This window comes from Brevundimonas sp. AVps5 (assembly GCF_058681515.1).
Genome location: NZ_CM178740.1, coordinates 2,288,559 through 2,312,326 on the forward strand (window position 1 = coordinate 2,288,559; position 23,768 = coordinate 2,312,326).

General features: G+C 69.3%; 23 protein-coding genes. 12 read left to right on the top strand and 11 right to left on the bottom strand.

Translation table 11 applies throughout. The features are described from left to right. Position 1: 1 nt before the first annotated feature. Genes ACW18A_RS11620 through ACW18A_RS11635 form a run of 4 tightly spaced genes read left to right on the top strand, consistent with a single transcriptional unit; the run spans position 2 to position 6,031 of the window. Positions 2-889 (top strand): DUF58 domain-containing protein, encoded by an 888-nt coding sequence (locus ACW18A_RS11620; RefSeq protein ID WP_492021873.1) that lies wholly within the window; start codon positions 2-4, stop codon positions 887-889. Further along, complete coding sequence (locus ACW18A_RS11625) at positions 886-2,037, top strand: BatA domain-containing protein (protein WP_492021874.1); 1,152 nt, start codon at positions 886-888, stop codon at positions 2,035-2,037. The genes ACW18A_RS11620 and ACW18A_RS11625 overlap by 4 nt, the downstream gene beginning before the upstream one ends. Next, positions 2,034-4,202, top strand: coding sequence for a DUF4175 family protein (locus tag ACW18A_RS11630; RefSeq protein WP_492021875.1), 2,169 nt, complete (start codon positions 2,034-2,036; stop codon positions 4,200-4,202). Before ACW18A_RS11625 ends, ACW18A_RS11630 begins: the two co-directional genes overlap by 4 nt. Beyond that, a complete protein-coding gene (locus tag ACW18A_RS11635; RefSeq protein ID WP_492021876.1) occupies positions 4,199-6,031 on the top strand; it encodes a hypothetical protein in 1,833 nt (610 codons plus the stop codon). Before ACW18A_RS11630 ends, ACW18A_RS11635 begins: the two co-directional genes overlap by 4 nt. Here ACW18A_RS11635 and ACW18A_RS11640 read toward each other — a convergent pair. Next, the gene (locus ACW18A_RS11640) at positions 6,028-8,475 is read right to left on the bottom strand and encodes a S9 family peptidase (RefSeq protein WP_492024387.1); all 2,448 of its coding nucleotides are present in this window, start codon (positions 8,473-8,475) and stop codon (positions 6,028-6,030) included. The genes ACW18A_RS11635 and ACW18A_RS11640 overlap by 4 nt on opposite strands. Positions 8,476-8,636: 161 nt before the next feature. On the opposite strand from ACW18A_RS11640, the gene ACW18A_RS11645 reads away from it, so the two are divergent. Genes ACW18A_RS11645 through ACW18A_RS11665 form a run of 5 tightly spaced genes read left to right on the top strand, consistent with a single transcriptional unit; the run spans position 8,637 to position 12,416 of the window. Further along, positions 8,637-9,644 (top strand): cysteine synthase A, encoded by a 1,008-nt coding sequence (locus ACW18A_RS11645; RefSeq protein WP_492021877.1) that lies wholly within the window; start codon positions 8,637-8,639, stop codon positions 9,642-9,644. Beyond that, complete coding sequence (gene gcvA / locus ACW18A_RS11650) at positions 9,641-10,585, top strand: transcriptional regulator GcvA (protein ID WP_492021878.1); 945 nt, start codon at positions 9,641-9,643, stop codon at positions 10,583-10,585. Before ACW18A_RS11645 ends, gcvA begins: the two co-directional genes overlap by 4 nt. 9 nt (positions 10,586-10,594) lie before the next feature. After that, entirely contained in the window at positions 10,595-11,824 is a 1,230-nt protein-coding gene (locus tag ACW18A_RS11655) for an NAD(P)/FAD-dependent oxidoreductase (protein ID WP_492021879.1), read from the top strand. 41 nt (positions 11,825-11,865) lie between these two features. After that, positions 11,866-12,141 (top strand): DUF4160 domain-containing protein, encoded by a 276-nt coding sequence (locus ACW18A_RS11660; RefSeq protein WP_492021880.1) that lies wholly within the window; start codon positions 11,866-11,868, stop codon positions 12,139-12,141. Next, on the top strand, positions 12,138-12,416 hold the full coding sequence (locus ACW18A_RS11665; RefSeq protein ID WP_492021881.1) for a DUF2442 domain-containing protein: 279 nt from the start codon (positions 12,138-12,140) through the stop codon (positions 12,414-12,416). The genes ACW18A_RS11660 and ACW18A_RS11665 overlap by 4 nt, the downstream gene beginning before the upstream one ends. Positions 12,417-12,880: 464 nt before the next feature. Here the strand turns inward: ACW18A_RS11665 and ACW18A_RS11670 are convergent, their stop codons facing one another. From ACW18A_RS11670 to ACW18A_RS11715, 10 genes are all read right to left on the bottom strand, one after another. Further along, positions 12,881-14,302, bottom strand: coding sequence for an NAD(P)(+) transhydrogenase (Re/Si-specific) subunit beta (locus tag ACW18A_RS11670; protein WP_492021882.1), 1,422 nt, complete (start codon positions 14,300-14,302; stop codon positions 12,881-12,883). Positions 14,303-14,339: 37 nt separating this feature from the next. Beyond that, positions 14,340-14,723 (bottom strand): hypothetical protein, encoded by a 384-nt coding sequence (locus ACW18A_RS11675; RefSeq protein ID WP_492021884.1) that lies wholly within the window; start codon positions 14,721-14,723, stop codon positions 14,340-14,342. Next, positions 14,723-15,031 (bottom strand): hypothetical protein, encoded by a 309-nt coding sequence (locus ACW18A_RS11680; RefSeq protein WP_492021885.1) that lies wholly within the window; start codon positions 15,029-15,031, stop codon positions 14,723-14,725. The genes ACW18A_RS11675 and ACW18A_RS11680 overlap by 1 nt, the downstream gene beginning before the upstream one ends. Next, positions 15,031-15,375 (bottom strand): NAD(P) transhydrogenase subunit alpha part 2, encoded by a 345-nt coding sequence (locus ACW18A_RS11685; protein WP_298160825.1) that lies wholly within the window; start codon positions 15,373-15,375, stop codon positions 15,031-15,033. The genes ACW18A_RS11680 and ACW18A_RS11685 overlap by 1 nt, the downstream gene beginning before the upstream one ends. Before the next feature lie 4 nt (positions 15,376-15,379). Continuing rightward, positions 15,380-15,649 carry a hypothetical protein gene (locus ACW18A_RS11690; RefSeq protein ID WP_492021886.1) on the bottom strand — a complete coding sequence of 90 codons (270 nt, stop codon included), beginning with the start codon at positions 15,647-15,649 and terminating at the stop codon, positions 15,380-15,382. A 29-nt stretch (positions 15,650-15,678) separates the two neighbouring features. Further along, positions 15,679-16,812 (bottom strand): Re/Si-specific NAD(P)(+) transhydrogenase subunit alpha, encoded by a 1,134-nt coding sequence (locus ACW18A_RS11695; protein WP_492021887.1) that lies wholly within the window; start codon positions 16,810-16,812, stop codon positions 15,679-15,681. Positions 16,813-16,986: 174 nt separating this feature from the next. Then, positions 16,987-17,253 (bottom strand): aa3-type cytochrome c oxidase subunit IV, encoded by a 267-nt coding sequence (locus ACW18A_RS11700; protein ID WP_492021888.1) that lies wholly within the window; start codon positions 17,251-17,253, stop codon positions 16,987-16,989. 58 nt (positions 17,254-17,311) lie between these two features. Beyond that, on the bottom strand, positions 17,312-17,536 hold the full coding sequence (locus tag ACW18A_RS11705) for a BrnA antitoxin family protein (RefSeq protein WP_492021889.1): 225 nt from the start codon (positions 17,534-17,536) through the stop codon (positions 17,312-17,314). A gap of 19 nt (positions 17,537-17,555) precedes the next feature. Then, the gene (locus tag ACW18A_RS11710; RefSeq protein WP_492021890.1) at positions 17,556-17,858 is read right to left on the bottom strand and encodes a BrnT family toxin; all 303 of its coding nucleotides are present in this window, start codon (positions 17,856-17,858) and stop codon (positions 17,556-17,558) included. A 33-nt stretch (positions 17,859-17,891) separates the two neighbouring features. Continuing rightward, complete coding sequence (locus ACW18A_RS11715) at positions 17,892-19,688, bottom strand: M3 family oligoendopeptidase (protein WP_492021891.1); 1,797 nt, start codon at positions 19,686-19,688, stop codon at positions 17,892-17,894. Positions 19,689-19,794: 106 nt separating this feature from the next. Between ACW18A_RS11715 and ACW18A_RS11720 the strand changes: the two genes are divergently transcribed. The 3 genes from ACW18A_RS11720 (at position 19,795) to ACW18A_RS11730 (ending at position 23,700) form a co-directional block, all read left to right on the top strand. Beyond that, the gene (locus ACW18A_RS11720) at positions 19,795-20,268 is read left to right on the top strand and encodes a DUF1203 domain-containing protein (RefSeq protein WP_492021893.1); all 474 of its coding nucleotides are present in this window, start codon (positions 19,795-19,797) and stop codon (positions 20,266-20,268) included. Between the two features lie 52 nt (positions 20,269-20,320). Next, positions 20,321-22,129: a DUF4153 domain-containing protein gene (locus ACW18A_RS11725; protein WP_492021894.1), complete on the top strand. Its 1,809-nt coding sequence runs from the start codon at positions 20,321-20,323 to the stop codon at positions 22,127-22,129. 122 nt (positions 22,130-22,251) lie between these two features. Further along, positions 22,252-23,700: a sigma-54-dependent transcriptional regulator gene (locus ACW18A_RS11730; protein WP_492021895.1), complete on the top strand. Its 1,449-nt coding sequence runs from the start codon at positions 22,252-22,254 to the stop codon at positions 23,698-23,700. The last annotated feature ends 68 nt before the right edge of the window (positions 23,701-23,768 follow it).

The window sequence follows — 23,768 nt, forward strand, 5'->3', positions numbered from 1 at the left end:
CATGTCTCCGCTCGACCTGCCCCCGGAGTTGCGCAGCCGGCTTCGTCGCCTGTCCATCGTCCCGCGCCGCGCGGCGGTGCTGGCGAGCGCAGGCATGCACGACAGCCGCAACAAGGGCGGCGGACTCGAGTTCGCCCAGTACCGGGCCTATGAGCGCGGCGACGATCTGCGGGCCATCGACTGGAAGCTCTATGCCCGGTCCGACAAATTCTTCGTCAGGGACGCCGAGCGGGAGAGCCCGGTCGCCATCTGGATCGTCATCGACGCCAGCGCCTCCATGGCCCAGGCGGATCTCGCCCGCCCCGACTGGTCCCGCTTCGACGCCGCGCGGCGCGTCGCCGCCAGCCTGATCGAGATCGCCCTGTATCAAGGGGACCGGTTCGGCGTCGTGGTCGAGCGCGCCGAGGGTCCGATGGTGCTGACGCCGCATGCCGACAGCCGCCACCGTGACCGCGTCCTCCTGACCCTCGCCCCGCTCAAGGCCTCCGGCGTCGCCGACTGGCAGCGCGATGTCGGCGTGTTCGGCGAACAGATCGGCGCGCGCGACCTGATCGTCATCCTGACCGACGGCTTCGACGAGGGCTGTGTCGCTACGGCCGAACGGCTGGCCGCCTCGGGCCGGGACATCTGCCTGATCCAGATCCTGACCGGCGACGAACGCGACTTCCCCTTCGACCAGGGCTACCGCTTCCACGATCCGGAGACCGGCGCCGAACTGATCGGCGACGGCCGTTCCCTGCGTGAGACCTTCCTCGCCCGCTTCGCCGCCGCCCGCGAAGCCCTGGCGACCCGGCTCGAGACGCGCGGCATCCGCCATGTCGAACACTTCATCGACGAGAGCGCGGACGTGCCGATCCGGGCCCTGTTCCGCGCGTCCGTTCGGCAATGAGCCCGGCCCTTCTCCTCCCCGCCGGCCTCGCCGCCCTGCTGGCCCTGGCGATCCCGGTGGTCATCCATATCGCGCGCCGGACCGAGAGCCGGACCATCGACTTCGCCGCCCTGCGCTGGCTCGATCCCCAGCCGAAGCCGCGTCGCAGCCTCACCATCGACGAGCGGCTGCTGCTGGCCGCCCGCCTCCTCCTGCTGGCCCTGATCGCCCTGTGGCTGGCCGCACCCGTGCTGTGGAACGCCGCCGATGATCGCCCCGTCGTGGCCGTCGCCCCGGGTGCCGACCCCGGGACCATCGCCGCCGCCACGGAACGGGGCGATCGCGTCGTCTGGCTGGCCCCCGGCTTCCCGCAGACGGGAGGCATGGCTCCCGCCCCAAACGGGGACCTCGTCAGCCTGATCCGCCAGTTGGACGCCGAACTGCCGCCCGGGACCCCGGTCAAACTGGTCGTTCCCGCGACCCTGGACGGCGTCGACGCCGAGCGGCCGACGCTGTCCCGCCGCGTCGAATGGACCGTGGGCGCCGAAGCGCCCGCGCGCCGCATCGCCTCGCCAGCGCCGCCCGCCCTGACCGTCCGCTATGCTCCCGAGGCGGAGGACGCCGTCGGCTTCTTCCGCGCCGCAGCCACCGCCTGGACCGCCGCCGACGTCGAACCCGCCTTCGCCGCCGGGACCGTCGACCGCCCCGTTCCGAACAGCGTGCGTCACCTGATCTGGCTCGCGGCCGGACCGGTTCCCGCCTCCGTCGAGACCTGGGTCCGCAACGGCGGCGTGATCCTGACCGCGCTCGAGGCCCGCATCCCCGTCGAGGGCGAGACCGTCCCGGTCTGGCGCGGCACGGCCGGTGAGCCGCTCGCCGTTGCCGGTCGTCTCGGTCGAGGTCGCGTCATCCGCCTGACCCGCGCCCTGGAGCCCGCCGCCATCCCGCAACTGGTCGAGCCGGACTTCCCCGACGCCCTCGCCGCCATGCTCGATCCGCGCCCGGCGCCTGCCCGCGTCGCCGCCGTCGACCATGCCCCTCTGGCCGGCGCCGCACCCTATGGGCAGCCGCCACTCGACCTGCGGCCCTGGCTGGCCCTGCTGATTGCCCTGGTCTTCGCCGGAGAGCGCTGGCTGGCGACCCGGCGGCTACGGGCGGTCGCGCCATGACCGCCGTCCCCGTTCTGCTGAAACACCAGACGACGGCCCGCACGCGCGCCGGTCTCGACACGGTCGCCCTCGGCCTGCCCGCCGTCGTCGTCGCCGCAACCCTCGGCTGGCGACTGGTCGGGATGACGGGCACCGTCACCGTCGCGGTCCTTGGCCTGATCGCCCTCGCCGCCGTCGCCGTCTGGCGCTCGCGTCGATTTGATCTGCGCTGGTTGATCGGAGAGCTCGACGCCCGCATCCCCCGCTTCGAAGACAGCACAACCCTGCTGTTCAAGGACCGCGTCGCGCTCGCCGGCTTCGCAGCCCTCCAGCGCGACCGCCTCGAAGGCCGCGTCCACGAGGCCGCCGCCGTCGACCTCCGGCCAGGCTGGTCGCAGCGCCCCATTCTGATCTCCTGGGCCGCCGCCGTCGTCGTGATCGCCGCCATCCTGCTCTGGCCGACGGCCGACGGTGCCGAGACAAAAGCCGCCGTCCCCGCCCGCGCCGGCGTTACCGCCTCCGCGCCGGTCCTGACCGGCGCCCGCCTGCGTATCACTCCGCCGGCCTACACCGGCCTGCCGGTCCGCGAGCAGACCATGCTGGATGCCCGAGTGCCGGAAGGCTCGCGCGTCGAATGGCTGATCGACTTCGCGCCCCAGCCGTCCACCGCCGGACTTGAGTTCCCGGAAAGCACCCCGGTCTCACTGATCCGCGACGGCCAGCGCTGGACCGCCGCCCGCATCATCGACCGCCCTCTCCTCTATCGCATCGAGGCCGCCGGACTGGCCCAACAGCGGCTCAACCGCCTCGACGCCATCGCCGACGCCGAGCCTGTCGTCCGCCTGGTCGAACCCGAGAGCCAGCTGGTCCAGCTCACGCCCGGCCAGACGACCTGGACGCCGGTGTTCGAGACCAGCGACGACTACGGCGTCATTGAAACCGCCACCCTGCGCATCACGGTGACCAAGGGCGACGGCGAGAATATCACCTTCGAACAGCGTTCCATGCCGCTGCGCGGACAGGGCACGGCGAAGCAGCTGCGTTTCTCGACGACGCTCGACCTCGCCCGCGAGGGGATGGCGGCAGGCAGCGACCTGATCGTCCAGCTGGTCGTCACCGACAATCGCGCGCCTGAACGCCAGCAGGTCGAGGGTCCCAGCGTCATCCTGCGCTGGCCCGCGAACCTGATCATGGCGGACGGGCTCGACGGGATGGCCATGCGCATCATGCCCGCCTATTTCGCCAGCCAGCGCCAGATCATCATCAACGCCGAGGCCCTGATCGCCGAGCGTCGACGACTGGAGCCCCGCGCCGTCATGGACCGGTCCAACGTCATCGGCGAGGAACAGGCCGCCCTGCGTCTGCGCTACGGCCAGTTCATGGGCGAGGAGGCCGAGGGCGGCGGAGGCGGCGGCATCATCCTGCCCACCAGCGACGCCCCGCCTGCCCGTGCGCCGTTGCCGACAAGCGACACCCCGGCGACGACGCCCGCACCCGCTCACGACGATCATGACGACCACGGCGACGACCACGGCGATGAGGCCGCTGGCGGTGCCATGGGGTCCGAGGTCGATGTGCTGCACGAGTTCGGCCACGCCCATGACACAGGCGAGGCCGCGACCCTGTTCGCACCCCGGACCCGCTCTGCGCTCGCCCGCGCTCTGGACGCCATGTGGAGTTCGGAACGGGAACTGCGTCAGGGCCGGCCGGAACAGGCCCTGCCCTTCGCCAACGAGGCGCTCGAGCTGCTCAAGGAAGCCCAGCGCGCGACCCGCATCTTCCTCCCCAGACTCGGCAATGACCTGCCGCCCGTCGACTTCGCCCGCCGCCTGACCGGCAAGCGCGAGGACATCGTCGCCGAGAACCCCGAACGCCCCGAGCGCACGCCCGCCGACGCCGTCGCCGCCGACGCCTGGCGCGCGCTGGAAGAACGGCCCGGTTCGACCTCGGCACCCCTGGCCCTGGGCGCGCTGGACCGCTGGGCGCGCGAGAACGGCGGCCGCCTGTCCGATCCTCTGGCGCTGAGAGCGGCCATCGACACCGTCCGCAACGAGCCCGCCTGCCTCGACTGCCGCCGCCGGCTGCGCGCCCTGTTGTGGACCGCCCTGCAGCGGCCGGCGCCGGCGCCGGGCCGTCGCGAGGCACTCGGCCAACGCGGCCAACGCTATCTGGACGCCCTGCGATGAGTGTCTCCAGTCCCGCTTTCTGGACGGCCGTGGTCATCGTCGCCGCGGTGGCGCTGGGCGTTGTCCGCCTGGTCCTGTGGCACAGGAAGGCCGAGACGCAGGGACCCCGCTGGCGGGTCGCGACCTTGATGGGCCTGCAGGTCGTGGCGGGCCTGTCGCTGTGGCTGACCCTCAACCCGCCCGCCTCCGTCATCCGCACGGGAACGCTGATCGTCGCCACTGCGGGATCGCCCGCGACCATACCGACCTCGCCCGGCGACATCCTCGTCGCCCTCCCCGAAGCTGGCCCCGTCAACGAAGCGATACGGGTTCCCGACCTCGCTACGGCCCTGCGCCGCTACCCCACGCCCGCCCGCATCCGTGTTCTGGGTCAAGGCCTGCCCCCGCGCGACCAGTCCCCCCTGCCCGTGCCCGTCGAGTTCGCCGCACCGCCCCTGCCGCGCGGCCTGACTGACCTCGCCCTGCCCGAGCCCACGGCGCCCGGCGCGACCTTCGTCGTCGGCGGACAGGTCGGGACCCTAGTGGCCGGGACCATCGAACTGGTCGATCCGGCCGATGAGGTCGTCGACACGGCCCGCATCGCGCCCGGCGAGCGGTTCGCCCTGATGGCCTCCGCCCGCGCGCCCGGCCTCGCCCTGTTCGACCTGAGGCTCCGCGACCCCGCCGGTGACGTCGTGGAACGCATCGCCATCCCGGTCGAGACCCTCGCCACGACGCCGCCGCGCGTTCTGGTGCTCGCCGGAGCGCCCACGGCCGAGACCAAATACCTGAAGCGCTGGGCCGAGGATTCCGGCGTCGAACTGACACTCGACATCGACATCGGCGCGGGCGTCCGGCTCGGCGACGCACCCGTGCCGCTCAACGCCACGACCCTGAACGAACTGGACCTCGTGGTCCTCGACGACCGGCGTTGGGACAGTCTGAGCGGCGGCCAGCGTGGGGCGCTGACGGCGGCGATGAACAACGGCCTCGGCGTTCTGCTTCGCCCGACCGGCCCTCTGTCGGCCGCCACCCGCCGCGACTGGGCCGGACTGGGTCTGAGCCTCAGTGGCGGCGACGAGGCCGTGCCGCTGCGCCTCGACCCGCCCGCCGAGGACGCAGCGGCCGAAGCCGAAGCCCCCGCTGAACAGGCCGAAGCCCTCGAGGCCCTGCCTGAACTGGCCCGCAGGAACCTGACCGTCGAGGGCTCCGGCGCCGTCACCCTGTTGCGCGATGCGGACGGCGTCGCCCTGGCCAGCTGGCGCGGCAGGGGGCGAGGCCGCGTCGGCGTCTGGACCGTGACCGACAGCTACGCCCTGGTCCTGACCGGCCGTCCGGATCGCTACGGCGAGATGTGGAGCGCCCTGTTCTCGGAGATCGGCCGCGCCGGCGACGACAGCCGCGCCGAGGTCGACGGCCTCGCCCGCGTCGGCGTTCGTCTCGCCCTGTGCCGCCTCGTCGGTCAGGCAAACATCCTCGGCCAGGACGGCAGCGCCCACGCCCTGCGCGTCGATCCCGCCGCCGGAGACCGCGCCTGCGCCGCCTTCTGGCCTGAACAACCGGGCTGGCATGTCATCCGCGACGGCGAGAACCGCCAGACGCCCTTCTATGTCCAGCCTGCCGACGCCGCGCCTTCGCTGGTCATGGCCGCCAACCGTTCGGCCATGCTGGCGCTGGCGGGCACGGCCCCGACCCGGGCGGCACCGCCCTCGACCTCGCACGCGCCCGGTTCGCCCTGGCCATGGTTCGCCGGGCTGATGGTCGTAATGTCAGGCCTGTGGTGGTTCGAGCGGAACCGGAACGTCGGCGGGCTCGTCGCGTCGCTGCGAGCCCGCCTCCCCCGTCGCTAGTTCGAGGCCGCCGCCGGAGCGGTGGGGTTCTTGATCGTCTGGTCGAGCCAGCGGGTCATCTCCCACAGGGTATGACCGACCGATTCCCGCGCCCGATAGCCGTGCGCCTCCAGCGGCAGAACCACGTAACGCACCGTCGCTCCATTGCCCTTCAGGGCGGCATAGAAGCGCTCCGACTGGATCGGGAAGGTGCCCTGGTTGTCGTCGGCCTCGCCGTGGATCAGCAGGATCGGCTCGTTGACCTTGTCGGCATAGGCGAAGGGCGACATCTCGTTATAGGTCTCCGGCGCCTGCCAGTAGGTCCGCTGCTCGGCCTGGAATCCGAACGGCGTCAGGGTCCGGTTATAGGCGCCGGACCGCGCGACGCCGGTGGCGAACAGATCGGTGTGGGCCAGCAGGTTTGCGGTCATGAAGGCGCCGTAGCTGTGGCCCCCGACGGCGATCCGGCCCCGCTCGGCCACGCCCATCCCGACCACCGCATCGACCGCCGCCTTCGCGCTGGCGCTCAGCTGTTCGATATAGGTGTCGTTCGGCTCGATCCCGTCCGCGCCCACGATCGGCATCGAGGGGTTGTCCAGAATGGCGTAGCCCTGGGTCAGCAGGAACAGGTGGCTGGACCCGCCCGGCCGCACGAACCGGTTGGCCGTATCCACGACCTGACCGGCCACGGCCGCGTCGGTGAACTCCGCCGGATAGGCCCACATCAGCAGCGGCAGAGGTCCGTCGCGATCCTTGTCGTAGCCGGCCGGCAGATAGAGGGTCCCCGACAGCTGCACCCCGTCGTCGCGGGTGTAGGTGATCAGCTGCTGGGTCACTCCGGCCAGTTGCGGTGCCGGGTCGGGGAAGCTGGTCAGGGGGGTCACATCGCCGTCCAGGTCGCGGACACGCAGATTCGGCGGCTCGGTCCGGCTCTCGCGCACGGTGACCAGACGGCGGCCGTCGTCATCCAGCAGGCCGATGACGGTCTCGTACTCGCCGCTCGCCGACTGCCAGATCCGTTCGGTCAGGCCGGTCGAGAGGTCGAGCGTACCGAGGAAGGGATACTCACCTTCCCGCGTGGCGCCGTCGCCCTCGACGAAGACGCGCGACCCGTCCGGGGTAAACTGGATCACCTCGCGGCCGGCGGCGTTGGCCTCGGTCACGATCGAGCCTGGATCGTTGTAGCGATCCTGATAGTTGCGATCGACGATGACGCGGCCAGCGCCCGGACGCGACGGGTCGACGACCGACCGGGTCTCGTGCCGGGTGTTGAACCACTGGGTGTTGACCACGGCCACGTCCGACCGGCCCCAGGTCACGCCGGCATAGCGTTCGGGCAGGTCGATCAGGGTTGTCGCCTGACCGTTGAACGGCGCGTCCAGCATCAGGACGCGATCGCGCACGGTCGCCGGCGTACGCGGATCACCGCCGTCCTGGGCCTCGACCCAGACCAGGGTCGACGGCGTGTCGGCGCGCCACTGGGCTGCGCGGGGGCCGGTCTCTACGGCGTCGAAGGGCGGCGGGATATTGTCGCGCAGCGGCAGGTCGGCGACCTCATGCACGACCCGGCCGTCCATGTCCGTCACCACCACGTCGCCGGGGAACAGGCGCGCGGGCACGACATAGCTGAACGGCCGTCTGGCCGTGGTCTGCAGCAGATAGCGTCCATCCGGCGACACGGAGGCGCCCAGGATCACGCCCGGCGCGCCGATGTTGCGGGCCTCTCCGGTCAGCGGGACGACAACCAGCTGCGCGGTGAAATAGTGGGCGAACAGGGCCTCGTCGCCTGCATCGGCCAGCAGGTCCTGATAGGTGCGCACCGCGGCGGCGCGGCCGCCGCTCTCCGCGACCGTGGGCCCCGCCGGCGCGGCCGTCACGTCCGGCGCGACGCCGCGATCAGCCGGCACGGCCCGGACCAGCAGGCCCGAACTGTCCGGCAGCCAGCTCATGCCGGCGCCCGTCGCGGCGTTCACGCGGGGCCCGAACACCTCGCGCGCCGTGGCCGTGCCGACATCGGCGACCCACAGGGCCATGCCCTCGGGCTGGTCCATCAGGAAGGCGACAGACCTGCCGTCGGGCGACCAGCTCGCGCCCGTGAAGCGCGCGCCTTCGGGCAGGGCGACGGCGCGCGCCGCGCCGCCTTCGACCGACTGGAAGCTCAGGCCCGTCACCCAGGAGATGCGGCTGTTGGCCGGTCCGTTGTTGCGCGGATTGATCCGGTAGCCGGCGAGGCGGAGCATCGGCTCGGCCAGTTCGGCGATCGTCGGCAGGTTGGACCGCTGGAAAAGGACCAGGGTCTTCTGATCGGGGCTGACGCTGGCGCCGGGCGTCGGCCGGGCGTCCAGGATGTCCGCAATCGGCGCGGGCGGCTGCTGATAGGTCAGCGCGCTACCGGCCGTCTGGGCCAGAGCGGGCGTCGCGAACAGCATCAGCACAGTCGGCGCCACATGACGCATCAGTCGCATCTTCATCGGAAACTCTCACCCAGACAGGACAAGGCGGGCCCCTCCGGCGCGCCGTCCCGGACAGTAACCCCGCATTTCGCCCTGGTCACCAAGGCAAACTTCCCTTCCCGTCCGACCAAAGAGATTCTAAAAGCGGCCTCGTTCAGATGGAGCACCTCCCCGTGCCGATCGCCTCCGATAGTCTCTCCCTGATCGGCTCCACGCCGATGATCCGCCTGCGCGCCGCGTCCGCCGCGACGGGCTGCGAGATCCTGGGCAAGGCAGAGTTTCTCAATCCGGGCGGGTCGGTGAAGGACCGCACCGCACGCGGCCTGATCCTCGACGCGAAGGCCTCCGGCGCCCTGCGGCCCGGCGGCACGATCGTGGAAGGCACGGCGGGCAATACCGGCATCGGACTGGCCCTGGTCGGTGCCGCGCTCGGCCACCCCGTCGTCATCGTCATGCCGCGCAGCCAGACCGAAGAGAAGAAACTGGCCGTCCGTCTGCACGGCGCCCGCCTCGTCGAGGTCGATCCGGCCCCCTTCTCCAGCCCCAATCACTTCGTCCATTTCTCGCGCCGCCTCGCCGCCGAGCTGAACGACAGCGAGCCCAACGGGGCCTTCTACGCCGACCAGTTCGACAACACCGCCAACCGTCGGGCCCATTTCGAGACCACCGGCCCGGAGATCTGGGACCAGACCGGCGGCCGCATCGACGGCTTCATCTGCGCCGCCGGCACGGGCGGCACCCTGGCCGGCACATCCGCCTTCCTGCGCTCCAGGAATGCCGCCGTCCGCATCGCCCTCGCCGATCCACCCGGTGCCGCCCTGCATGCCTGGTTCACCGAAGGCGAGCTGAAGGCCGAGGGCTCGTCCGTGACCGAGGGTATCGGCGTCAACCGCATCACGGGCAATCTCGAAGGCGTCACGGTCGACCACTCGTTCCGCATCGAGGACGCAGAGGCCCTGTCGATCATCTTCGACCTGGCGAAGCACGAGGGCCTGACCCTCGGCCCGTCCAGCGGCGTCAACGTCGCCGGCGCCGTCCGCCTGGCCCGCGAACTCGGCCCCGGCCACACCATCGCGACCATCCTGTGCGATCCCGGCCAGCGCTACGCGGGCAAGATCTACAACCCTGCCTTCCTGCGTTCGAAGGGCTTTGACGTCCCGGCCTGGCTGGAGGGCGTATGAGCGAGGCCGAAGACAGCGGACGCCGCCTCCCGCCCCTGAACGCGCTGAAGGCCTTCGAGGCGGCGGGGCGCCGGCTCAGCATCTCGCTCGCCGCCCGCGAACTGGGCGTCACCCCCGGCGCCGTCAGCCAGCAGATCAAGGTGCTGGAGGATCACGCCGGCGGCCCCCTGTTCCGCCGCGAAGGCGGGGCGGTAGCCCTGACCGAGCTCGGCGCACGGCTTCAGCCCGTGCTGCGCGACGCCTTCGAACAGCTGAAGCGCGCCGCCGATATCGTCTATGGCCCCACCGGCCGCAGGTCGCTCGCCGTCAGCGTGCCCCCCTCCTTCGCCGCCCGCTGGCTGGCGCCCCGGATGGTTCGTTTCTCGGCCGACCATCCCGAGATCGAGGTCTGGATCTCCGCCGACATGCAGCTGACCGATGTGGCCGGCGGTCGCGTCGATGTCGCCGTCCGCTACGGCGTCGGCGGCTATCCCGGCGTCCGCTCTGACCTCCTGTTCGAGGCCGGGGTCGTGCCCGTGTGCAGCCCCGCCCTGCTGACCGGCCGCTGGCCGCTCCAGAAGCCCGCCGACCTCGCCCGTCACACCCTGATCCACGTCGGCAACGGGCATATCGAGGAACCGCGCCCCGACTGGGCCGCCTGGCTGAAGGCGCGCAACGTCACAGGCGTCGATGCCTCCGCCGGCTCCCGCTACGACCAGACCGCCTTCGCCATCGAGGACGCCGCCAACGGCCGGGGCGTGGCCCTGGCCCCGCGCGCCTTCGTCGCCGCCGACCTGGCCTCGGGCCGCCTGGTCACACCCTTCGCCGACGGCTACCTGGCGACCGACATGGCCTATCATGTGCTGACCCGGCGCAACGGCGGCCGCGAGGAGGCCCGCACCTTCGTCGCCTGGCTGCGACGTGAGGCCGAGGCCGACGACGGCACGGTCGATGAGCTGTAAGGGACCCGCATGACTGTTCCGGATCGAGGCGTCGTCATCGTCGGCGCGGGCCACGCAGGGGGCACGGCCGCCGCCCTGCTGCGCCAGTATGGCTATGACAAACCCGTCGTCCTGATCGGCGAGGAGCCGCTGATCCCCTATCAGCGCCCGCCCCTGTCCAAGGCCTGGCTGAAGGGCGAGGCGGATGGCGACAGTCTGGCCCTGCGTCCGCTGGACTACTACGCCGAACACGACATCGACCTGCGCCTCGGCGTCGAGGTCACCGGCATCGACCGGACGGCCCGGACCGTCGGCCTGTCGGACGGATCGGGCCTGGCTTACGACCAGCTGATCCTCGCCACCGGCGCGCGAGCCCGCCTGCTCGACGTGCCCGGCGCGGACTTCGTCGGCGTCCACGTGTTGCGCACCGCCGCAGATGCCGAGGCGATCAAGGCCCAGCTCGGCGAGGGCCGCACCCTGGCCGTGGTCGGCGGTGGCTATGTCGGGCTGGAGGTCGCCGCCTCCGCTCGCGCCCTCGGCGCCGAGGTCGTGGTGCTGGAGCGTGAGCCGCGCCTTCTGGCCCGCGTCGCCTGCGACGTCCTCTCGACCTTCTTCCAGACCTATCACGAGGATCGCGGCGTCCGCTTCGAACTGGCCGCCGACGTCACCGGCTTTGTCGGCCACGGTCCCCGCGTCGCGGGCGTGACCCTCGCCGATGGCCGCACCATTGCCTGCGACAGCGCCGTCGTCGGCGTCGGCGCCATCCCCAATGACGCACTGGCGGTCGCAGCCGGCCTGAAAGTCGAGGGCGGCATCCTGGTCGATCTGGAGGCCCGCACCTCCGATCCTGCGATCTTCGCTATCGGCGACGTCACCCGCCGCCCCATGCCGATCTACGACCGGCTGTTCCGCATGGAGAGCGTCCCCAACGCCCTGGAACAGGCCAAACAGGCCGCCGCCGCCATCACCGGCCGCCCCGCCCCCGCCGGCGAGACGCCCTGGCAGTGGTCGGACCAGTACGACCTCAAGCTCCAGATCGCCGGCTACCCCTTCGACAGCGACCGCATCGTCGTCCGCGGCGATCCCGCCTCCGCCAGCTTCGCCGTCTTCCACCTGTCCGGCGACAAGGTCCAGGCGGTGGAGGCCATCAACGCCCCGCCCGAGTTCATGATGGGCAGGAAGCTGATCGGCGAGCGACGGGCGGTGGATGTGGAGAAGCTGGCGGACAGGGCGGTGTCGATGAAGGAGGTGGGGGTCTAAGCGCTTTTTGCGACACAATCGATCCGTGTTATGCGGACGGCATGCCCACCATCTCATGGTTTTACGGGATCGCGATCCGGATGTACGTCAGCGACCATCCGCCGCCGCACTTCCACGCCTACTACGAGTCAAGCGTTGCCCTCGTCTTGATCGAAACAGGCGAGATCACCGTGGGTCGATTGCCACCCCGGATCGCGCGATTGGTCGAAGAATGGAGACTGACGTATATTGCCGAACTGAGGAGCGTCTGGGCGATCGCCGAGCGCGGCGAAACCAACGCCTTGGGTCGCATTCCGGGTCTGGGTGAAAAGAAATGAGAGAAGTCGTTCACGTCCGCCGATATCGCATCACCGGCCCGTATCGGCTGTGGCTCCAGTTCACCGATGGTCTCGCCGGTGAGTGGGACTTCTCCGACCTCGCGACCAGCGAAAAGCCGGTGACCCTACCCTTCCGCGATCCTGCCTTCTTCGACGAGGTCTTCCTCGACTTCGGCGCCTTGACCTGGCCCAATGGCTTCGACTGGAGCCCCGAAGCGCTGCATGCCGACATGACGGCGGCGGGTGTGTTGAAATTCGAGAGTGCGGCGGCTTGAGCAACTGGAAGGAAGAGCTCGGCAAGGCGCTTTCCGACTTCCACACAGTGGCACATCTTGGCGCGGTGACTCTGGCCCCGGCTGACCTTCAGGTTGAGTATCTACCCGCTCCCCACCGAGCACCCACGCGCCTGCCTGCTGGCAAGATGGCGGTATACGCGTTCTGGGGCGATGGGTGCTGGCTCAAGGTCGGCATGGCCGGCCCCAACTCAAACGCTCGATATACAAGCCAGCACTACAACGCGGGTAGCGCGCCGAGCACACTGGCCGCGTCGCTGGTGAAGTGGTCTGCGACTAGCGTCTTGCCCGATTTCAGACCGGATGCGGCAGGCGATTGGCTTCGCACATCTACCCACCGCGCCAACGTCTTGCTATCCGCAGATCAGCCGAGAGAGCTGCTCGCGCTCCTCGAAGCCTTCTTGCACTTGCGCCTCCGCCCGCGACACGAGCGCTGACCCAAGCCATCACAGCCCCTTCACGATCCCCTCGACCATCTTCTTGGCGTCGGCGAACAGCATCATCGTGTTGTCGCGGAAGAACAGCTCGTTCTCGACCCCGGCGTAGCCCGCCGCCATGCCGCGCTTGATGAACAGGACCGTGCCCGCCTTCTCCACGTCCAGGATCGGCATGCCGTAGATGGCGGAGGTCGGGTCCGTCTTGGCCGCCGGGTTGGTGACATCGTTGGCGCCGATGACGAAGGCGACGTCGGCGGTGGCGAACTCGGCGTTGATGTCCTCCAGCTCGAACACCTCGTCATAGGGGACGTTGGCCTCGGCCAGCAGGACGTTCATATGGCCCGGCATACGTCCGGCGACGGGGTGGATGGCGTATTTCACCTCGACGCCTTCTTCCTTCAGCTTGTCGGCCATCTCGCGCAGGGCGTGCTGGGCCTGGGCCACGGCCATGCCGTAGCCGGGGACGATGATGACCTTGGAGGCGTTCTTGAGGATGAAGGCGGCGTCTTCGGCCGAGCCCTGTTTGACGGGACGGGTTTCCACCGCTCCCGCTGCGCCCGCCGGCCCCGCGTCGCCGCCGAAGCCGCCGAGGATCACGCTGATGAAGCTGCGGTTCATGCCCTTGCACATGATGTAGCTGAGGATCGCGCCCGACGAGCCCACGAGGGCGCCGGTGATGATCAGGGCGATGTTCTCGAGCGTGAATCCAAGCGCCGCAGCCGCCCAGCCGGAATAGGAGTTCAGCATCGACACCACGACCGGCATGTCGGCGCCGCCGATGGGGATGATCAGGGTCGCGCCGAGGATCAGGGCGATGGCGAACACGCCCCAGAAGGCCCAGACCGCCGTGCCGCCAGTGCCGATCAGGATGCCGATCAGGAAGACCAGACCCAGGGCCAGACCGATGTTGATCAGATGCCGCGCCGGCAGGATGATCGGCGCCCCGCTCATATTGCCGTTCAGCTTGGCGAAGGCGATCACCGAGCCGGTGAAGGTGATGGCGCCGATGGCGACGCCCAGGCTCAGCTCGATGATCGAGATCATCTTGATGCCCACGCCGTCCGCATTGAGGATGCCGAAGGCTTCGGGCGCATAGACCGCTCCGATGGCGACCAGACAGGCGGCCATGCCGACGAGGGAGTGGAAGGCCGCCACCAGCTGGGGCATGTCGGTCATGGCGACGCGCTTGGCGATCACGGCACCGCCGCCCCCGCCCACGATCACGCCCCCGGCCAGCAGGGCCAGGGTCAGCGGATCGAGCGCGCCCGAGGTCCCCAGCGTCAACAGGGTGATCCCGACGGCCAGCGCCATGCCGATCATGCCGAAGGTATTGCCCTGACGGCTGGTCTCCGGGCTCGACAGGCCGCGCAGCGACAGGATGAACAGGACGCCCGACGCCAGATAGGCCAGCGCCGCGATGGATGCGTTCATGTCGTTTCCCCCGAAATCGTCTTCGTCAGTCGTGTCATCACAGGAAGCCCACCGCCGCCGGTCGGGCCGTATCGTTGGTGGCATCGGACAGGACCTGGCCGTCCTTGACCATGGCGATGGCGACCGGTCCCGGCCCGCCGGTCTTGGTCACGGTGCAGCGTCCGTCCTGATGCGGCAGACGCCCCCGGGCGGCGCCCGTTCCGGTCGTCGCGATCTTGTTGGTCCAGTGGCGCAGATCCCACTGGCTGGCCTCATAGGTCACCGGCGCGAACCGGCAGACCAGCGACCAGTCGGCCCCCTGCGGTGCCGCGACCGACCAGGGCAGGCCGCCTTCGACATTGCGGCCGACATGGACCTGGGCCGAGGCGACGGGCGCGACGGCCATAGCGGCGAGGATCAGAAGGCCGGCGAACCCGCGCATCACAGAGGCTCCGTCCCGGCGCCCGCCGCCGTCCGCGCCAGTCGCCACAGGGCGGCGGCGATGAACAGCGGGCCCAGAAAGACCATGGCCCAGTCCACGGCCATCATCGGCCGGTCCTGCACCACGATCCGCGCCAGAATCCCCGAGAACAGCAGCACCACGCCGCAGTCGCGCAGGCGCAGTTTCTGGATCGGGTTCTTTTCGCCGAACCAGCTCCAGACCCACATGCCCAGACCGATGCCCGTGGCGATCCACGAGCCGGTCCAGGCGAGGCTGACGGGTGCGAGGTTCAGCTCGGCGAAGGACATCAGGCCTTGGCCGCCTCGGCGGGCTTCGCGGGCCGTTCCTTCTTCTTGTACATGGCCAGCATGCGTCGCGTGACCATGAAGCCGCCGAAGATGTTGACGCTGGCCAGGGTCACGGCCGCGACGCCGGCACCCTTGGCGATCCAGGCGTTCGGCCCGGTCGCCTCGCCCGACACGGCCGCCGCCGCGATCAGGCCGCCGACGATGATGACGCTGGAGATGGCGTTGGTCACGGCCATCAGCGGCGTGTGCAGGGCCGGGGTCACCGACCAGACGACATAGTAGCCGACGAAGATCGCCAGCACGAAGATGGCCAGGCGAAAGACGGTGGGATCGACGTGTTCCATGATCTTAGCTCCCGGTTCCGTTTTGCTGACACAGCTTTTCATTAATGCTTAGCAGGAGGATCAGGACGCCTCCGATGAAGAACGAGGCCATTCCGTATCCCAACATCTGACCTGCTTCGAACTGTGTTTGAAACAGACCGATAAGCGCAAGCAGAAGCCCCACAATCATCAAGCCGCCAAATGCGAGATAGGCCAGAGCCACCCACTTCAGCCCGACCAATACCCAAGCCATCCAGTTGCTGTCTCCGGTGATATCCACGGCAGGATTGCGCACCCATACGGGCCGGGGCTCTTCAGAGTCCGTCAACCCCGCACCCCTTCGTGCACCACGGCCCCGCCGTTGGTGACCACCGACGCCTTGAGAATTTCATCCTCCAGATCGACTGCCAGCGCCCCGTCCTTGATCAGCAGACCGGCGAAGGCGACCAGGTTCTTGGCATACAGGCTCGACGCATCCGACGGGATCCGTCCCGGCAGGTTGGTGTAGCCGACGATGCTCACGCCGTTGGCCGTCATCACGACCTCGCCCGGCTTCGAGCCCGCGACATTGCCGCCCGCCTCGACCGCCAGGTCGATCAGCACGCTGCCCGGCTTCATCGAGGCCACCTGTTCGGCGCTGACCAGGACCGGCGCCGCGCGGCCGGGGATCAGGGCGGTGGTGATGACGATGTCCTGCTTCTTGATGTGTTCGCCGGTCAGGGCCGCCTGTTTGGCCTGGTACTCAGGCGACATGGCCTTGGCATAGCCGCCGGCCGTCTGGGCGTTCCTGAACTCCTCGTCCTCGACGGCGAGGAACTTGGCCCCCAGCGATTCCACCTGTTCCTTGGTCGCCGGACGCACGTCGGTGGCCGTGACCACTGCGCCCAGACGCCGGGCCGTGGCGATGGCCTGCAGCCCGGCGACGCCCACGCCCATGATGAAGACCTTGGCCGGGGCGACCGTGCCCGCCGCCGTCATCATCATCGGGAAGCCCTTGCCATAGGCATAGGCGCCCTCGATCACGGCGCGATAGCCGGCCAGGTTGGCCTGGGACGACAGGGCGTCCATGACCTGGGCCCGGGTGATGCGGGGCACGAACTCCATGGCGAAGGCTGTGACGTTGGCGCCGGCCATGGCCGCGACCGTGTCCTTCTCGCGCCAGGCGTCCAGCAGGGCCACGACGATCGCGCCCGGCTTCATCGCCGAGATCTCCTGCGCCGTCGGTCCGCGCACCTTCAGCACCAGATCGGCACCGTCCAGGGTGGCGCGCGTGTCCGGCTTCACCGAGGCACCCGCCTCGACATACTCTTTGTCGGGAATGGACGAGCCCAGGCCGGTCCCGGCCTCGACCGTCACGGTCGCGCCCAGAGCGACGAACTTCTTCACGGTCTCGGGAGTGACGGCGCAGCGGGTCTCGCCCTCACGGCGTTCCCGGGTCACGGCGATGGCGACGGCCAAACGAATCTCCCCATCCAACTCGATCGGAAGACGTTAGGCTCTGCGATGTGGATGCGTCAAAGGCGGAAAGTCGGCTCGGTTCATGCAGTACGCCGCACAGCTGAGGCCCACCGGCGCACAAGCTGACCCGCGCTCAAGCAGCGAGCGACCGCGTCGCGAGCGGTAGCGCCCGACTTAGTGAGACGCCTTGCCGCCCTTCAGGAAGAAGACGCCGGCCACGGCCAGGACACCGCCGCCGATCAGGCCGGCGATGAAGCTGCCGCCCGGCTGGAACCACAGCGTCAGGAACAGCAGCACCGCGGCGATGACCAGCGAGCTCCACTTGGCCAGGTTCATGAACATGGAATAGGTCGCCGACTGTTCCTCGACCGTCATCGTGCCGTGGACATAGGCGTCCGCGTCGTGATCGGCGTGCTCGGTCGGGGAATGATGGTCGGCCATGATTGTGTGTCCGTCGGAGAGGCGTTTGGGCGGTCTTATAGCGATGCGGGGGTAAGGCTCAAGCGGGATCAGGCGACCTGGCGTGCGACAGCATATACTCACGCAAGACCCGGTTGACCGCAGTCTGGTATCTCGGCTCCGCGCCCTTGAACCAGGCCACTACGTCGGCGTCGAGACGAATGGTCACAGTCTGCTTCTCGGGACGATAGAACAGGCCGCGTTTGAAGCCGCTGAAGTCACGGATCTCCGGCGCGTCGCTGAGGTCAATTTGATCGTCGGTCATTGCGTCGATGACCGCCAGCTCAGCGGAGATATCTCTCGTCGCCGGTTTCATATCCCTGGATTTCATGTTTCGTCGCCCTTCGCGCCGTGATCACACGAACATAAATCTGACCATCCTCATCGACCCAGGTATGGCCGACGAACAGAATGGTCGTGAACCCGATCCGACCTACCGTTCGCCATCGCTCCTCACCATCGACAATGCGATCCAGTCCGCTGATCGCGTTTGGATCATCAAAGATCTGGATCGCCACATCGAAAGCGACGTTGTGTTTCGCAAGATTGGTCCGCGCCTTGTCGGGGTTCCAGTCGAACTTGATCAATGACAATGTATTTACATTTTTGTATTTACAATTTCAAGCCAACGCCTCGAATTGATCGATCAGTCGTTCCAGCCGTTTCGTGCCGATGGTCCAGAAAACCGGGTCGCGCGGATTGAGGCCGAACGGCTCCAGCGCCTCGACGTAGGTCTTCGTTCCGCCGGCGGCCAGCAGACTGCGATAGAGGGGCGCGAACCCGGCCGGGTCGGCCCGCCGCGTCTCCATCAGCGCCGCCACCAGCAGGTCCCCGAACGCATAGGCGTAGACATAGAAGGGCGAGTGGACGAAGTGGCTGACATAGCTCCACCACGCCTCGTAGCCGGGGTTCAGCGTCACCGCCGGACCCAGCGAGGCCCCCATCTCCTTGACGAACAGTTCGCCCAGACGGTCGGCGGACACCTCGCCCCTGACCCGCTCGTCGTGGAACCGGGTCTCGAACCGGTGGAAGGCGATCTGGCGGACGACAGTGTTCAGCCCGTCCTCGATCCGCCCGGCCAGCAGGCCGCGCTGTTCGGACTTCGGCGCCGTCGCCAGCAGCCGGTCGAAGGTCAGCCCCTCGGCGAAGATCGACGCGGTCTCGGCCAGCGTCAGAGGCGTATCGGCCAGCAGCGTCCCCTTCTCGGCCGCCAGCGTCTGGTGCACCCCATGACCCAGCTCGTGCGCCAGGGTCAGGACGTCGCGCCGTTCCCCCATCCAGTTCAGGAAGACAAAGGGGTGGCGGTCCGCCGTCACCGGGTGGGCATAGGCACCCGACTGTTTCCCGGCCCGCGCCCGGCCGTCGATCCACGGCCTGTCGAAGAACCGCCCGGCGCGTTCGGCGAACTCCCCGCCCAGATCGCCGAAGCTTTCCAGAACCAGATCGCGCCCCTGGTTCCAGTCGAAGCCGCGCGGCGCCGTGGTCTCCAGCGGCGCATTGCGATCCCACTGGTCCAGCTTCGCCTTACCCAACGCCCTTGCCTTCAGCGCATAGTAGCGGTGGGACAGCTTCGGATAGGCGGCGGCGACCGCATCGGCCATCGCGTCCACAGACTCGCCGTCGACCTCGTTGGCCAGGTGGCGGCTGTCGGCGGGACGTTTGAACCCGCGCCAGCGATCCTCCATCGCCTTGTCGGCGGCGACCGTGTTCAGCACCAGGGCCAGGGTCGAGGTCCGCGCCGCCAGCGCCGTGTTCAGCCCTTCCGCCGCCGAACGCCGCCTGGCCTCCTTCGGGTCGGACAGCTGGTTCAGGGCCTCGGCCAGGGTCAGGCTGTCCTTGCCGCTGTCGACCCGCAGTGCCGCACAGGTCTCGTCGAACAACCGGGGCCACTGGGCCGCGATAGGCATCCGCTCGGCGATGAAGGTCTCCACCTCTCCCGACAGCTCGTGCGGCTTCATCGCCCGCACCCGCCGCAGCCAGGGTTTCCACTTCGCCGCCCCCGCATCGGCGGCCAGCGCCGCCTCGATCTCCGCCTCTTCCAGCTGGTTGATCGCCAGTGTCAGCCAGACGGTCGGGGTGGCGATGGCCGTGATCTTCTCGCGCAGATCGGCCTCGAACCCCTGCGCGCCCGCGTCGGCCCGGTTGGTCGAGGCCGCGAGGAAGGCGTAGGCACCGAGCGCGCCCAGCTTTTCCGACGCCTGTTCGTAAAGGATGATGGCCTGATCCAGCGTCGCGCCGAGCGCCTTCGCATCGGCCCGTTCGGCGACGAACCGGCCCTGCAGCCCGTTCAGTTCGGCAACGGCCGTCCGCGCCGTCTCCAGATCGGACGCGATCCGCGCGTCCTCCCGTGACGTATAGAGATCGGACAGGTCCCACAGAGGGGGTTCGGCGGAGGGGGTTTTGAAGGGCGCGTTCATGCCCTCCGTTGTGGGGTGGCGGGGGCCGTGGCGCAACGGCCGAAACCCGCCAGACGCGCCGCGCGGTTCGTCGCATCTCTCCCTGCGAACACGGAGAGACCCACCAATGACCTACCGCATCGAAGCCCTGCCGCTGGCCCCCTTCACCGCCTATTTCACCATGACCGACGCCGAGCTGGCCGCGGTCGGCGCCCGCCGCTGGGTCGCTGACGCGCCGGGTCGCGCCCCCTGCCGCGTCAGCCTGCAGGACGCCGATGCGGGCGAGGCACTGGTCCTCGTCAACCACGCCCACCTGACCGACGAAACCTCGCCCTATCGCGCCTCGGGTCCGATCTTCGTGCGCGAGGCCGCCGTCAGGGCCGAACCGGCGGCAGAGGCACCCGAGATGCTGCGCAAACGCCCCCTGTCGCTGCGCGTCTATGACCGGCGCAACATGATGATCGAGGGACAGGTCATCGACGGTGCCGAGCTCGACGACCGGCTGGCTGAGTGGTTCGAGAACCCGGCCGTCGAACAGGCCCACATCCATTTCGCCCCGCGCGGCTGCTACCTCGCCCGTGCCGTTCGTCAGGAAACATAGCTTTCCCGACGCCGCGCCCCGGTTCATGGTCACGCTTCGTGAGAGACGCGCCATGACCGAGACCACCGACACCGCCGGCCGCAGCGACCTGGGCCAGAACGACCGCCTCGTCGGCCTGGTCCGGCTGGCCATCGGTCTGGCGCAGGGGATCGCCCTCTATCTGCTGGTCCGCACCACGGAGGGCGAGGGCGCGACCTGGTCCTCGCGCTTCCCCGAGACCTTCGGCCCCCTCGTCCTGGTCGCCCTCTTCCTGCCGCCGCCCCTGCTGGCCGGCGTCGGGCGGTTGCGCTGGCCGACCCTGGCGATCTGGGGCGCCGTCGCGGCGGCGGCCCTGGCCCTCCTCGCCTGGCATGACGTGGCGCGTCAGGCGGGCGACGTCGGTCGTCAAATGACCTTCCCCCTGTTCGCCTTCTCGGCGGCGGCCCTGTTCATCGCCCACCATCTGATCCTCCCGGCCGATCGCGAGCGGAAGCCGATCGCCTCCTTCCCCGGCTATTTCGACGCCGCCTGGATGGCGGGGGTGCAGCTGGTCCTGTCGATCGCCTTCGCCGGTGCCTTCTGGCTGCTGCTGTTCCTCGGCGCCGCCCTGTTCAACATCATCGGCCTCAGCTTCCTCGGCGACCTGATCGAGGAAGGCTGGTTCTCCCTGCCCCTGACCGGCCTCGCCTTCGCCACCGCCGTCCATCTGACCGACGTGCGTGACGGCCTGATCCGGGGCGTGCGGACCGTCGCCCTGATGCTGCTGTCCTGGCTGCTGCTGGTCCTGACGGTCCTGGTCGGAGGCTTCCTCGCCGCCCTGCCCTTCACCGGTCTCGACGGCCTGTGGGAGACCGGCAGCGCCACCGCCCTTGTCCTGTCGGCGGCCGGCGGCCTGATCATCCTCATCAACGCCGCCTATCAGGACGGCCGCGCCGACAATCTGCCGCCCGCCGTGCTCAGGATCGCCGTCCGCGTCGCCTCGGTCCTGCTGACGCCCCTGGTCCTGATCGCCTTCTGGGGCCTGAGCCTGCGCATCGGCCAGCACGGCCTGACGCCCGACCGGATCATCGCCGTCGCCTGCGCCCTCGTCGGCGCGGCCTACGCCGTAGGCTATGGTCTGGGCGCGATCATTCCCCTCATCCGCAAGGGCTCGCCGTGGATGAAGGCGCTGGAGATGACCAATATCGTCACCGCCGTCCTCGTGGTCGCCGTCATCCTGGCCCTGTTCACCCCGCTGGCGGACCCGGCCCGCCTGTCGGTCGCCGATCAGGTCGCGCGCCTGAACAGCGGCAAGGTCGCGCCGGACAAATTCGACTACGCCTTCCTCGCCTTCGAAAGCGGCAAGACCGGTCGCGCGGCGCTCGCAACCCTGGCCGTCTCGACCGATCCCGAGATCGTCCGTCGCGCGACCGAGGCCCAGACCTCGACCGACCGTACCGAACTGACCGAGGACGCCCCCGCCCCGACGACGACGCCGGTCATCGCCGTCTGGCCCCGGGACGCGACCCTGCCGCAGGGATTTGTTGTCCCCGTGCCCGAGGGAGATCCGCGCGAGAGCTGCAAGGCGAGCGACGACTGCCTGGCCACGGCGATGGACCTGAACGGAGACGGCGCATCGGAGGTGCTGCTGGCCCGTCCGTGGGATATCACCCTGTTCGCCCGCACACCGGACGGCTGGGTCAACCAGGGGGCCTGGCGCACCAGCCAATGCGAAGGCGAGGACGCCGTCGATCCACGCGACGCCATCCGCAAGGGCCTGGTCCGCCCCAGCCCCTCGCCGTGGCCGGACCTGATGGCCGGAAGTCGCGCGGCCGGGCGGTTCCAGCCCAGCGACGACGCCTGCGTCCGCCATCCCGGCCAGGACGGCTGGTTCGGCGGTTAACCCACCGCACACCACGCCCTCTCACCCGATCTTCACCGCATCGGGCCTAAAACCGTCCCGAAACGGGTCAGTCGCGCGCCTCGAACGCGACACCCCTCGGTGATGACAAAGGGCACCCTCAAATGGCCAAGACCGTTCTCGTGGTCGATGACGATCCGACCCAGCGCCGCCTCGTCCAGGCGGTTCTGGATCGTGAGGGCTATATCGTCGCCCACGCCGGGTCCGGCGGCGAGGCCATCGACCGCCTGACCAAGGGCGGCGGTGCCGACGTGGTCCTGCTCGACCTCGTCATGCCAGGCATGAGCGGCATGGAGGCCCTGGCCGAGATCCGCACCGCCGGCGTCACCACCCCCGTCATCGTCCTGACCGCCAACGGCGGCATCGAGACCGTGGTCAAGGCCATGCAGGCCGGGGCCCAGGACTTCTTCATCAAGCCCGCCAGCCCGGAACGCATCCTCGTCGGCATCCGCAACGCCCTGCAGCTGACCCAGCTGACCGCCGAGGTCGGACGGCTCAAGAAACACGTCGCCGGCCGCGTCACCTTCGCCGATCTGGTCGGCGACAGCCGCCCGATGCAGATGGTCAAACAGCTCGGCGCCCGCGCGGCCAGATCCTCGATCCCCGTCCTGATCACCGGCGAGAGCGGCGTGGGCAAGGAGGTCATCGCCCGCGCCCTGCACGGTGCCTCGGACCGCGCCGGCAAGCCGTTCGTGGCCGTGAACTGCGGTGCCCTGCCCGCCAACCTGGTCGAGTCCATTCTGTTCGGCCACGAGAAGGGCTCCTTCACCGGCGCCTCCGACAAACACCTCGGCAAGTTCATGGAGGCCAACGGCGGCACCCTGTTCCTCGACGAGATCGGCGAACTGCCGCTCGACATGCAGGTCAAGCTGCTCCGGGCCCTGCAGGAGGGCGAGATCGACCCGGTGGGCTCAAAGCGGTCGGTCAAGGTCGACGTCCGCATCGTCTCGGCCACCAATCGCGACCTGACACAGGCGGCAGCGCAAGGGACGTTCCGAGAGGACCTGTTCTACCGCCTGAACGTCTTCCCGATCGAGGCCCCGTCCCTGCGCGAACGCCGCGAGGACGTCCCGGCCCTGATCGACCACTTCATCGGCCGCTTCAATGTCGAGGAGGGCAAGCGGATCGCCGGTGCCTCGCCCGAAACCCTGGCCCTGCTGACCGCCTTCGACTGGCCCGGAAACGTGCGCCAGCTGGAGAATACCATCTATCGCGCCATTGTCCTGGCCGACGCGCCCTTCCTCCAGCCGCACGACTTCCCGGCCATTTCGGGCGTCGCCATGCCGCTGGACGCCGAATCGACCCGGCCGTCAGCCGCGGTCATGAACTACGCCGACCTACCGCCCCTGCCGGACCAGCCGATCAGGATCCTCGACGAGCGCGGCCATCTGCGGACGCTCGAGGACATCGAGCGCGACCTGATCCAGCACGCGATCGAGGTCTATGCCGGCCACATGTCGGAGATCGCGCGCCGCCTCGGCATCGGTCGCTCGACCCTGTACCGCAAGGTCCGCGAACAGGGTCTGGAGGGCGCGCTGAAGGAGACGGGGTAGGCCTTTCCTCCAGTTCGCCATTCCGCGGAGACCGGGAACAAGGCGGCGCGCCAGAGCGCGAAACCGAT

Coding starts and splice junctions, on each gene's coding strand:
- ACW18A_RS11620 (WP_492021873.1), top strand. CDS start 2: ATGTCTCCGCTCGACCTGCCCCCGGAGTTGCGCAGCCGGCTTCGTCGC.
- ACW18A_RS11625 (WP_492021874.1), top strand. CDS start 886: ATGAGCCCGGCCCTTCTCCTCCCCGCCGGCCTCGCCGCCCTGCTGGCC.
- ACW18A_RS11630 (WP_492021875.1), top strand. CDS start 2,034: ATGACCGCCGTCCCCGTTCTGCTGAAACACCAGACGACGGCCCGCACG.
- ACW18A_RS11635 (WP_492021876.1), top strand. CDS start 4,199: ATGAGTGTCTCCAGTCCCGCTTTCTGGACGGCCGTGGTCATCGTCGCC.
- ACW18A_RS11640 (WP_492024387.1), bottom strand. CDS start 8,475: ATGCGACTGATGCGTCATGTGGCGCCGACTGTGCTGATGCTGTTCGCG.
- gcvA (WP_492021878.1), top strand. CDS start 9,641: ATGAGCGAGGCCGAAGACAGCGGACGCCGCCTCCCGCCCCTGAACGCG.
- ACW18A_RS11655 (WP_492021879.1), top strand. CDS start 10,595: ATGACTGTTCCGGATCGAGGCGTCGTCATCGTCGGCGCGGGCCACGCA.
- ACW18A_RS11660 (WP_492021880.1), top strand. CDS start 11,866: ATGCCCACCATCTCATGGTTTTACGGGATCGCGATCCGGATGTACGTC.
- ACW18A_RS11665 (WP_492021881.1), top strand. CDS start 12,138: ATGAGAGAAGTCGTTCACGTCCGCCGATATCGCATCACCGGCCCGTAT.
- ACW18A_RS11670 (WP_492021882.1), bottom strand. CDS start 14,302: ATGAACGCATCCATCGCGGCGCTGGCCTATCTGGCGTCGGGCGTCCTG.
- ACW18A_RS11675 (WP_492021884.1), bottom strand. CDS start 14,723: ATGCGCGGGTTCGCCGGCCTTCTGATCCTCGCCGCTATGGCCGTCGCG.
- ACW18A_RS11680 (WP_492021885.1), bottom strand. CDS start 15,031: ATGTCCTTCGCCGAGCTGAACCTCGCACCCGTCAGCCTCGCCTGGACC.
- ACW18A_RS11685 (WP_298160825.1), bottom strand. CDS start 15,375: ATGGAACACGTCGATCCCACCGTCTTTCGCCTGGCCATCTTCGTGCTG.
- ACW18A_RS11700 (WP_492021888.1), bottom strand. CDS start 17,253: ATGGCCGACCATCATTCCCCGACCGAGCACGCCGATCACGACGCGGAC.
- ACW18A_RS11705 (WP_492021889.1), bottom strand. CDS start 17,536: ATGACCGACGATCAAATTGACCTCAGCGACGCGCCGGAGATCCGTGAC.
- ACW18A_RS11715 (WP_492021891.1), bottom strand. CDS start 19,688: ATGAACGCGCCCTTCAAAACCCCCTCCGCCGAACCCCCTCTGTGGGAC.
- ACW18A_RS11720 (WP_492021893.1), top strand. CDS start 19,795: ATGACCTACCGCATCGAAGCCCTGCCGCTGGCCCCCTTCACCGCCTAT.
- ACW18A_RS11725 (WP_492021894.1), top strand. CDS start 20,321: ATGACCGAGACCACCGACACCGCCGGCCGCAGCGACCTGGGCCAGAAC.
- ACW18A_RS11730 (WP_492021895.1), top strand. CDS start 22,252: ATGGCCAAGACCGTTCTCGTGGTCGATGACGATCCGACCCAGCGCCGC.